This window comes from Amycolatopsis sp. lyj-346 (assembly GCF_046548975.1).
Classification (GTDB): domain Bacteria; phylum Actinomycetota; class Actinomycetes; order Mycobacteriales; family Pseudonocardiaceae; genus Amycolatopsis.
In genome coordinates this window covers 1,483,112-1,492,326 of the sequence record NZ_JAJPWT010000001.1, presented here as the reverse complement: position 1 = coordinate 1,492,326, position 9,215 = coordinate 1,483,112, and the positions used below count along the sequence as shown (strand labels likewise).

Below are 9,215 nucleotides of genomic sequence, written 5' to 3'. Positions count from 1 at the left end.
GCCGGCTGTTGTGGATCTCGGCGGTGCAGGCCGGGCGGACGGCCGACATCACCGCCGCTCGCCGGCTTTGTCTGAGGGAACGGCTCCACGCCCATGGTTTGTCCCCGGCTGGGGACAAAGGTTTCCACGGGTGGCACAAGGACGTCCGTGACACCCGTGACTGTGAGTCGTGTGGCGGGTCGTGTGAGCAGGTTGTGCTCACTCCCTACAAGGCCGAAGCGAACCGGCCGTTGACGAAGGCGCAAAAGCAGGCGAATGCGGCGTTCAGCGGGATGCGTTGTGCGGTGGAGGGCGGCTTCGCCGCCCTCAAAGCCTGGCGGATTTTGACCAAGGTCCGGATGGATCCTGGTCGTGTCACGACGTTGGTGCGGGCTCTGCTCGTGCTCACCCAACACGAGCAGAGCGTCCGCGACACTGCCCGACCGGCCACCGCTTGACCGTTAACACACCGGGTCAACCCGGTCTGGCCTGCACAAACCAGGATGAAACAACCCCAATGTGGCCTTCGGTGCGTCCAACGCACCCAATGTGGCCTTCGGTGCGCCCAACGCACCCAAGGTGGCCTTCGGTGCGTTCAACGCACCCAAGGCCACCTTGGGGCGCTCTGGAGCGGTCAGAAGTGCAGTTCGCCGCCGCTGGCGAAGACGCCGTTCACGCTGGGGCCGTAGTTGCCGTATTCGCCGGTGTTCAGCTCGGACTGGCCGTTGCTGGTGACCGTCTCGTACGTCGTGTACGGGTAGCAGCAGCTGCCGATCGACAGCTTGTCGCCGTAGCGGGCACCGGACAGGTTCGCGTGCACCTGGTTGTTGGAGGTGTTCAGCCACAGGCGGAGCGCGCGGCCGTAGCCGGTCCGCTCCTTGAGCAGCGTGAAGCCCTGGACGGCGACCGGCGCGGACGCCGTCGTGGCCGCGGCCGAGGCCGGCACCGCCACCATCGTGGTGGCCGCGGCCGCGATCAGCGTCGCCGCGGCAATCTTCTTCAGCACGAGTTCTCCCCTTGGTCGAGCAAAACGATCAAGGAGAAACCTAGCCGAGAACCGGCACGGGTCGGTTAAAAACCGGCAAAAGCCCCCGATCGCGGTCAAGCCTCCGCGGTCAGCCGCCGGACCACCGGCAGCAGGTCCTGGGCCAGCACCTGCCGCAGGAACACCGCCGCCACGCGGTGCTGCTTGTCCAGCACGATCGTCGACGGGATGATGTTGCGCGGGTAGCCGCTCAGCTTGAGCAGCACCCGGCCGTCAGGGTCGTAGATCGACGGGTACGTCAGCTGCCGGTCCCGCACGAAGTCCTGGGCCACCTCGCGCGCCGGGTCGCGGACGTCGATGCCCACCACCTGCACGCCCTGCTTCGCCAGCGACTCCATCTCCGGCGCCTCCGTGCGGCACGGCCCGCACCACTGGCCCCACAGGTTCAGGACGACGACCTGGCCGGCGAAGTCCGCCAGCGACAGCTGCTTGCCCTCGTTCATCAGGTCTTCGCCGGCCAGGACCGGGGCCGTCTGACGCTGGGCGGCGTCGTAGGTGATGTCGACCTTGCCGCCCGGGGAGACGAAGCTGAAGCTGCTCCCCTGCACGACCGCGTCCTTGCCCGTGGTGCACCCGGCCAGCGCCAGCACCGCGAGCACCGCGACGATCAGCCGTTTCATGCGCCGGTCACCTTCGGGTCGGTCGCGCCCGCGGGTTCGCTGTAGACGATCTCGCGCAGCTCGTCGCCGTCGAAGACCAGGCTGGTCAGCGAGGCCAGCGAGCACTGGCGGCGCCGGGGGTCGTGCCACAGGCGCTTGCCCTCGAGGAACCGCCGGAGCGTCCAGATCGGCAGCTGGTGCGAGACGCACAGAGCTTCGTGCCCGTCGGCGGCCTCGCGCGCCCGGTGGACCGCGCCGAGCATCCGGTGCGCGATCTCGAGGTACGGCTCGCCCCACGACGGCTTGAACGGGTTGACCAGCTTCGGCCAGTGGCGAGGCTCCCGCAGCGCACCGTCGCCGACCGCCACCTGCAGGCCCTCGAACTGGTTGCCCGCTTCGATCAGCCCCTCGTCGGTCGCGATGTCGAGCCGGTGCGCGGCGGCGATCGGGGCCGCCGTCTCCTGCGCCCGCTGCAGCGGCGACGCGACGACGTGCACCAGGTCGTGGCCCGCGACAGCCTCGGCGACCGTCAGGGCCTGCCGCTGCCCGCGCTCGGAGAGCCGGTAGCCCTCCAGCCGGCCGTAGAGGATCTTCTCGGGGTTGTGCACTTCGCCGTGCCGCAGCATGTGGACGACGGTGGTCACTGGACGGCCCCGGCCGCCGCGCGCGCCGCCGCGGGCAGAGCCGCTTCGATCACGGAGAACGCTTCGTCGTCCATGGCCGCGTTGACGAACCAAGCCTCGTACGCGCTCGGCGGCGCGTACACGCCTCCGTCGAGCAACGCGTGGAAGAAGGTCGGGAAGCGCCACGTTTCGGAGGCCTGCGCGCCGGCGTAGTCGCGGACCGGCGTCTCGCCGAAGAACACGCTCACCAGGTTGCCCGCGTACTGGACGTTGTGCGCAACCCCCGCTTCGCTCAAAGCGGCGTGGAAGAGGTTGCCGAGGCGCTTCGCGTTGGCGTCGAGAGCCGCATACACGGCGTGGTCGGCGGCGCGCAGCGTCGCGAGGCCCGCGGCCACCGCGACGGGGTTCCCGGAGAGCGTCCCGGCCTGGTAGACCGGCCCGCCCGGGGCGAGCTTGGCCATCACGTCGGCGCGGCCGCCGAAGGCCGCCGCCGGCAGCCCGCCGGACATCACCTTGCCGAAGGTGTAGAGGTCGCCTGCCACGCCTTCGAGGCCGAACCAGCCCGCGTGCGAGACGCGGAAGCCGGTCATCACCTCGTCCATGATCAGCAGCGCGCCGTGCTCGTGGGCGAGCTCACGCAGTCCCGCGTTGAAGCCGTCGGCGGGCGCGACCGCGCCCATGTTCCCGGCCGCCGCCTCGGTGATCACCGCGGCGATCTCGCCCGGGTTGTCCACAAAGGATTTCCGGACGGCGTCGAGGTCGTTGTAGGGCAGCACCAGCGTGTCGGCGGCCTGTGCCCCGGTGACGCCCGGCGACGTCGGCAGCCCGAGCGTCGCGACGCCGGAGCCGGCCTCGGCGAGCAGCGCGTCGACGTGACCGTGGTAACACCCGGCGAACTTCACGATCTTCGACCGGCCGGTGAAGCCCCTGGCCAGCCGGATCGCGCTCATCGTGGCCTCGGTGCCGGAGTTGACCAGCCGGACCCGCTCGACCGGCCCGACCCGGCCGATGATCTCCTCGGCCAGCTCGACCTCGCCGATCGTCGGCGTACCGAACGAGAGCCCGGACGTCGCCGCCCGGCGCGCGGCCTCGACGACCGCCGGGTGCGCGTGGCCCAGGATCATCGGGCCCCAGGAGGACACCAGGTCGACGTAGCGGTTGCCGTCGGCGTCCCACAGGTGCGGGCCCTCGCCCCGGACCATGAACCGCGGGGTGCCGCCGACCGAGTTGAAGGCCCGGACCGGCGAGTTCACCCCGCCCGGGATGGCCGTCTTCGCGCGTTCGAACCATGCCTTGGACTGCTCGGTTCCAGTACTCACCGGTTCAGTCTCCCAAACCGGCCTAGGATGGCGGGCAGCCGCCCGGGAGGGGAACAGCCGGTGACCGAACGTGCCCCGCACCGCAACCAGTGGCTCATGCTGGCCGGCTTCCTGGGCGTCGTCGCCGTGGTGGCGGTGGTCGGCGGCCTGGCCGCGACGTCGGCGCGAGAGGTCTACGCGCGGCTGGAGCAGCCGTCGTGGGCGCCGCCCGCGTCGGTGTTCAGTCCGGTGTGGACGGTGCTGTACGTCACCATCGCGGTGGCCGGCTGGCTGTACTGGCGGACCGACGGCGAGACGCGCGGGTTCGCCGCCTACGGCATCGGCCTGCTGTTCAACCTGCTCTGGACCCCGCTGTTCTTCGAGGGTGGCGCGGCCGGGCTCGCGCTGGCCGACATCCTGCTGCTGGACGTCGTCGTGGTCGTGACGATCGTCCTGTTCGGCCGCCGGTCGAAGGCCGCCGCCGCGCTCCTGGTGCCCTATCTGGCCTGGATCCTGTACGCGACGGCGCTCAACACCGCGATCATCGTCCTCAACTAGCGCGCGGCCTCCTGGGTGATGGCCTGCGCGGTCACCGTGCCGTCGCTGCCCGCCTGGCCCTGGACGACGACCGTCGCGCCCGGCTTGAGGTCCGCCAGCTTGCCCTGCTGGGTCACCCCGACCGTGGTCGAGTCCGTTGTGGACACCTTGACGTCCGCGCCCTGCGCGGTCTTGACGTACACCGTGGTGCCGTCGACGCGGTCGACCGTGCCCGTGGTGCCGCGGCCGCCGCGGAACCCGCCGCCCTGCTGGCCGGCGCCGGCTTGCTGGCCGCCCTGGGTGCCTCCCGCCTGACGGGTGGGCGCCGAGTGGGACGGGGAGCCGAACGCCGCGTGCGTCCAGGCGCCGCCGCCGAACGCGATCGCGAGCACGACGAGCCCGGCCAGCACCAGCGTGGTGCGGGAAAACGGTTTCGCCGCGTGACGCATTTCGGCGTTCAGGTCACCCTCGACGGCCGGGCTGGCGACGATCTGCTCGGCGGTCGGCTCGGTGGACGAAGACATGGGGACGCTCCTCATTCGTGACGCAGGGCCTCGATGGGCCTCAGTTTGGCGGCCCGGTTCGCCGGGAAGCTGCCGAAGAACAGCCCGATCAGGGCGGACACCGCGAAGGCGAGCAGGATCGACGAGGGCACCACGACGGGTTTGATCCCGGAGATGGTGAACCGGCTGCCGATCAGCCCGATCGCGACGCCGAGCAGCCCGCCGAACAGGCTGAGCATGGTGGCTTCGGCGAGGAACTGGCCGAGGATGGCCGCGCGCGGGGCGCCGATGGCCTTGCGGATGCCGATTTCGCGGATCCGCTCGGTCACCGTGACGAGCATGATGTTGGTGACGCCGATGCCGCCGACCAGCAGGGAGATCGCCGCGACGGCGGCCAGCAGCACGGTGAACGTCTCGGTCGCCGACGTCCGCGTCGCGAGCAGCTGCTCGGAGTTCTGGATCTGGTAGTCGGGGGTGCCGCCGAGCCGGATGCCGTGCCGGGCGTCGAGGATCGCGGTGATCTCCGACTGGGCCAGCGACACGGAATCGGCGCCGGTGGCCTGGACGGCGATCTGGCTGAGGCTGCCGTACCCGGCGAGGGAGTTCTGGACCGCCGAGATCGGCGCGATGGCGACGTCGTCGGCGTTCTGCAGCCCGGTGCTGCCCTTGGCCTGCAGCACTCCGATCACGGTGAACTGGATGCTGTTCAGCAAGACGTTCTTGCCGACCGGGTCCGTGGTGCCGCCGAAGATCGACTCCGCCGTCGTCGGGCCGAGCACGACGACCTTCCGCGCGGCCGTGACGTCCTCGCCGGTGAACAGCTGCCCCTGCGCGAGCTCGCGGTTGGTCGTGGTGAAGTACGCCGGTTCGGTGCCGGCGACGCTGGAGATGTCGTAGGACGTCTGCCCGTAGGTCGCGGTCGCCGTCGTGTTGACCACCGGCGACGCGGCCTTGACGTCCGGGGCGCCGACGGGGTCGACGAGGGCGTGCGCGTCCTGCACGGTCAGCGGCCGCGCGGTGGCGCCCTGTCCCCCGCCACGCGCCGGGGAGACGTTGACGACGTTGGTGCCGAGGCCCTGGATGCTGGCGGCGATGGCCGCCGACGCGCCGTTGCCGACCGCGACCAGCAGGATCACCGCCGCCACGCCGATGGTGATGCCCAGCGTGGTGAGGGCGGAGCGCAGCTTGTTCGCGGTGAGCCCGCGCACGGCGAAGCGCAGGACTTCGAGGAGGTTCACGAGACCGCCCCCACGGTGCCGGTCACGCGCGTCACTTCGTCGGACACGATCAGCCCGTCGTCGACCCGGACGACGCGGTGCGCGTGCTCGGCGACCTCGTCCTCGTGGGTGATGACGACGATGGTGCGGCCGAGGGAGTTGAGCCGGTCGAACACGCCGAGGACGTCTTCGGTGCTGCGCCGGTCGAGGTTGCCGGTCGGCTCGTCGGCCAGCAGCATCGCCGGGCCGGTGACCAGTGCCCGCGCCACCGCGACGCGCTGGATCTGGCCGCCGGAGAGCTCGCTCGGCAGGTGCTTGGCCCGGTCGGACAGCCCGACCATTTCCAGCGCTGCGAGCGCGCGCCGCCGCCGCTCGCCCCGGCGCAGTCCACTGTAGACCAACGGAAGTTCCACATTGGACAACGCCGAGGTCCGGGGCACGAGGTTGAACGACTGGAAGATGAAGCCGATCTTCCGGTTGCGCAGCAAGGCCAGCTGCCGTTCGTTCAGCTTTCCGACGCCGAAGCCGTCCAGCAGGTACCGGCCGGACGTCGGCACGTCCAGGCAGCCGAGCATGTTCAGCAGCGTCGACTTCCCCGAGCCGGACGCGCCCATGATCGCGACGTATTCGCCGGGCCACACGGTGAGGTCGACGCCGCGCAGCGCGTGCACCGCCGTCTCGCCGGCCCCGTACGTCTTGCGCAGGGCGGAAACCGCGATCACCGGGTTCATCCGCGGCCGCCGAAACCGCCGCCGGCACCGCCGCCGGCACCGGTGCCGCGCTGGCCGCCGCCCGGGAAGCCGCCGGTCCCGCCGCCGGGGAACCCGCCGGTGCCGCCCGTGCGGCCGGTTCCCCCGGTGGTCGGAGTCGACGCGGTCGCGGTGAGCACGACGTTCTCGCCCTCGGTCAGCCCGGAGGTGATCTGGATCGTCGACTCGCCGCGCAGCCCGACCTGCACCTGGCGCGTCACGTTCTGCCCGTTCTCCTGCACGGTGACGAGGTTGGTGCTGCCGACCGTCTGCACCGCCGCGGCCGGGACGCTCAGCGCGTCGTCCGCCTCGGCGACGGTGATCACGACGCTCGCCGACTGGCCGGGCCGCAGCCCGTCCGGCGGGTTCGCCAGGGTCAGCTGCGCGCCGTAGGAGACGACGCTGCCGCTGGTGGTCGGGGTCAGGTTGACGCTCGACACGGTGGCCTGGACCGGCTTGTCCGGCAGCGCGTTGAGCGTCACCGTGGCCTTCTGGCCCGCCTTGACCTTGCTGACGTCGATCTCCGCGACCGAGGTGTCGACGACCAGGCCGGTCAGGTTCGTGATGGTGATGAACCCGCCGGCGGAACTGCTGCTGCTCGACGCGGCGGCGCCGGAGTTCGACGAGCCCTGGGCACCCTGGCCGCTGCCGCTCGACGACGGCGAGGTGGCCGGAGAGCCGCTGGAGGACTGCTGCCCGACGGTGCCGTTGACGGCGGTGACCGTGCCGGCGCCCGGCGCGTACAGCACCGTGTTGTCGAGCGCCTGCTGCGCGGTCTGGACGTCGAGCTCGGCCTGGTCGAGCTTGGCCTGCGCCGAGGTGACGCTGTTGGCCGCGTTGGTCTGGGCGTTCTGGCTGTTCTGCCCGGTGGCCGGGGTGTCTTCGGCCGTCTCGGCGGTGTCGAGGCCGTCCTGCGCGACGGCGAGGTTCGCCTTCGCGACTTGAAGCTGCTTCGCAGCCTGGGTGCTGTCGACGGTGGCGAGCTTCTGCCCGGCGCTGACGACGTCACCGACCTTGACGTCGATCGAGGTGACCTTGCCCGCCGTCGCGAAGTTCGCCGCGCCGGTGTAGCTGCTCGCGAGGGTCCCGGCGGCGGAGACGGTCTCGGTGACCGTCGCCCGGCGGACCGGGGTGCTGCGCGTCTGCGCCTGCGCCGAGCTCGGTTCGGGGCTGAATGCCTGGTATATCCCGAATCCGGCCCCGGCCAGCAGTACGACCAGTGCTCCGTTGATCACCCATGCCTTCGAGGCACGCCCGCGCGTCATGCGGCAACTTTGGTGCCGCTGCTTAGCAATGGACTGTCCGTTGCCTGTGCGCGAGCTGTGGATCAGGCCTTGGGCTTGGCGCTCCGCGCACGGATGGCGAGCGACAGCTGACGCACCGCGTCGACGAGCAGCAGCGCGGCCACGGTCCCCAGCCCGATGGCGGCGGCGAGCAGGCCCCCGAAGTACCGGTGCGACTCGAGGACGGCGCCGTCCTCGGTTCGGGTGACGACAGTGGCGACGCTGCCGTGCCAGCACGCGTAGGCGGCCCACCCGGCGAGCACGGCGAGCACGACCTCCACGACGGCGACGAACGTCCGCCACGGCTTGTGCAGCCGGGCAGCCGGGCCGGCTTCTTCCGGCGGCCAGAGCTCGGCCCCGGTGGGCTGCGGAAGGTCGATCACACCGGAGATTTTCTCATGCTTCCCGCGGCGTCGCCCGGACGAGCCGCTCCAGCGCGTCTTGCAGCGCCTCGACGTCCTTCGCCCAAGCCAGCACCACCGTGCCGTCGGCCAGCTCCACCGGCAGCGAGTCGTACTTCCGCGGCACCGACCAGCCGCCGCCCAGCACCCGGGCGCCGACCGGCGGGCCGACGTCCGTCACGTCGGCGATCTGCGCGGCCGGCACCTTCTCCCGGCCCTGCCGCAGCTGCTCGGTCGTCACTTCCAGCGAGAGGAACCGGCGCCGCGCGTACACCCACGGCATCGTGATGACGCCCAGCGCGAGCCCGACCAGCAGCCAGCCCACCCCGTGCACCGGGCCGCCGGTGGCGAGCTCCGCCAGGGCACCCACCAGCGCGAACGCCGGGCCCCACCCGATCGCGGCCCAGCTCACGCCGGACTCGGCGTAGAGCCGGTCGCTCACAGTTTCTTGCCGACCTTGGGGAAGTAGCCGCTCACCGAAGGCAGGTACAGCAGCACCAGCGCGATGACGAACAGCAGCACCGCGACCAGCGTCAGGTACGTGAGCACCGGCGCGAAGGTGAAGATGAGCAGCACCATCACGATCGGCAGCACGGTCAGCACCGTCCGGGCCGAACGGGTGCCTTCGCGGGCCTTGTACGCGAACAGCAGGAACAGCAGGGTGAACACGGCCGAGCCGACGAGGAGGAACCACAGCATCGCCGTGACGCCGTCCGCGATCATCTGCGGCGTGATCTTCGGGTCGGTCGTTCCCTTGACGTACCGGTCGATGACCGCGGACTTGCCGGCCATCAGCTGGACGTACCCGAGGATCAGCACCACACCACCGGCCAGCCAGAGCCAGAACGACACGGCCACCGGCCGCGGCGGCGCCGCCTTGGGGGCCCGCTCACCGGGGAGCACCGGGTCGGGCGACCGGCCGAGTTTGCGCCGTTCGTCGTCGGTCAGACCGGTGAGGTCCTCTTTGTCTTCCACGCGAGG

13 protein-coding genes are annotated in these 9,215 nt (G+C 71.1%); 2 read left to right on the top strand and 11 right to left on the bottom strand.

Features of this window, described 5'->3' with window-relative positions:
* On the top strand, positions 1-437 hold a 437-nt coding region (locus ACLJQE_RS07405), incomplete at its 5' end, for a transposase family protein (protein WP_410638250.1).
* A gap of 176 nt (positions 438-613) precedes the next feature.
* Here ACLJQE_RS07405 and ACLJQE_RS07400 read toward each other — a convergent pair.
* The 4 genes from ACLJQE_RS07400 to hemL form a co-directional block, all read right to left on the bottom strand.
* Positions 614-985: a hypothetical protein gene (locus ACLJQE_RS07400; protein WP_410638248.1), complete on the bottom strand. Its 372-nt coding sequence runs from the start codon at positions 983-985 to the stop codon at positions 614-616.
* 95 nt (positions 986-1,080) lie between these two features.
* Complete coding sequence (locus ACLJQE_RS07395; protein ID WP_410638247.1) at positions 1,081-1,644, bottom strand: TlpA family protein disulfide reductase; 564 nt, start codon at positions 1,642-1,644, stop codon at positions 1,081-1,083.
* Positions 1,641-2,267: a histidine phosphatase family protein gene (locus ACLJQE_RS07390; protein WP_410638246.1), complete on the bottom strand. Its 627-nt coding sequence runs from the start codon at positions 2,265-2,267 to the stop codon at positions 1,641-1,643. Before ACLJQE_RS07390 ends, ACLJQE_RS07395 begins: the two co-directional genes overlap by 4 nt.
* The gene (gene hemL / locus ACLJQE_RS07385) at positions 2,264-3,565 is read right to left on the bottom strand and encodes a glutamate-1-semialdehyde 2,1-aminomutase (RefSeq protein WP_410638245.1); all 1,302 of its coding nucleotides are present in this window, start codon (positions 3,563-3,565) and stop codon (positions 2,264-2,266) included. Before hemL ends, ACLJQE_RS07390 begins: the two co-directional genes overlap by 4 nt.
* 60 nt (positions 3,566-3,625) lie before the next feature.
* Between hemL and ACLJQE_RS07380 the strand changes: the two genes are divergently transcribed.
* Positions 3,626-4,102 (top strand): TspO/MBR family protein, encoded by a 477-nt coding sequence (locus tag ACLJQE_RS07380; RefSeq protein ID WP_410638244.1) that lies wholly within the window; start codon positions 3,626-3,628, stop codon positions 4,100-4,102.
* Here the strand turns inward: ACLJQE_RS07380 and ACLJQE_RS07375 are convergent.
* From ACLJQE_RS07375 to ACLJQE_RS07345, 7 genes are all read right to left on the bottom strand, one after another.
* Complete coding sequence (locus tag ACLJQE_RS07375; RefSeq protein WP_410638243.1) at positions 4,099-4,605, bottom strand: hypothetical protein; 507 nt, start codon at positions 4,603-4,605, stop codon at positions 4,099-4,101. The genes ACLJQE_RS07380 and ACLJQE_RS07375 overlap by 4 nt on opposite strands.
* Positions 4,606-4,616: 11 nt before the next feature.
* Entirely contained in the window at positions 4,617-5,822 is a 1,206-nt protein-coding gene (locus ACLJQE_RS07370; RefSeq protein ID WP_410638242.1) for an ABC transporter permease, read from the bottom strand.
* Entirely contained in the window at positions 5,819-6,532 is a 714-nt protein-coding gene (locus ACLJQE_RS07365; protein WP_410638241.1) for an ABC transporter ATP-binding protein, read from the bottom strand. The genes ACLJQE_RS07370 and ACLJQE_RS07365 overlap by 4 nt, the downstream gene beginning before the upstream one ends.
* Positions 6,529-7,815, bottom strand: coding sequence for an efflux RND transporter periplasmic adaptor subunit (locus ACLJQE_RS07360; RefSeq protein WP_410638240.1), 1,287 nt, complete (start codon positions 7,813-7,815; stop codon positions 6,529-6,531). Before ACLJQE_RS07360 ends, ACLJQE_RS07365 begins: the two co-directional genes overlap by 4 nt.
* A 62-nt stretch (positions 7,816-7,877) precedes the next feature.
* The gene (locus ACLJQE_RS07355; RefSeq protein WP_410638239.1) at positions 7,878-8,216 is read right to left on the bottom strand and encodes a hypothetical protein; all 339 of its coding nucleotides are present in this window, start codon (positions 8,214-8,216) and stop codon (positions 7,878-7,880) included.
* Positions 8,217-8,229: 13 nt separating this feature from the next.
* The gene (locus ACLJQE_RS07350; protein ID WP_410638238.1) at positions 8,230-8,676 is read right to left on the bottom strand and encodes a hypothetical protein; all 447 of its coding nucleotides are present in this window, start codon (positions 8,674-8,676) and stop codon (positions 8,230-8,232) included.
* The gene (locus ACLJQE_RS07345) at positions 8,673-9,209 is read right to left on the bottom strand and encodes a hypothetical protein (RefSeq protein WP_410638237.1); all 537 of its coding nucleotides are present in this window, start codon (positions 9,207-9,209) and stop codon (positions 8,673-8,675) included. The genes ACLJQE_RS07350 and ACLJQE_RS07345 overlap by 4 nt, the downstream gene beginning before the upstream one ends.
* Positions 9,210-9,215: the final 6 nt, after the last annotated feature.

Bases quoted from the DNA above. Each gene is read 5' to 3' on its own strand.
- ACLJQE_RS07395 (WP_410638247.1), bottom strand. From the start codon at position 1,644: ATGAAACGGCTGATCGTCGCGGTGCTCGCGGTGCTGGCGCTGGCCGGG.
- ACLJQE_RS07375 (WP_410638243.1), bottom strand. From the start codon at position 4,605: ATGTCTTCGTCCACCGAGCCGACCGCCGAGCAGATCGTCGCCAGCCCG.
- ACLJQE_RS07365 (WP_410638241.1), bottom strand. From the start codon at position 6,532: ATGAACCCGGTGATCGCGGTTTCCGCCCTGCGCAAGACGTACGGGGCC.
- ACLJQE_RS07360 (WP_410638240.1), bottom strand. From the start codon at position 7,815: ATGACGCGCGGGCGTGCCTCGAAGGCATGGGTGATCAACGGAGCACTG.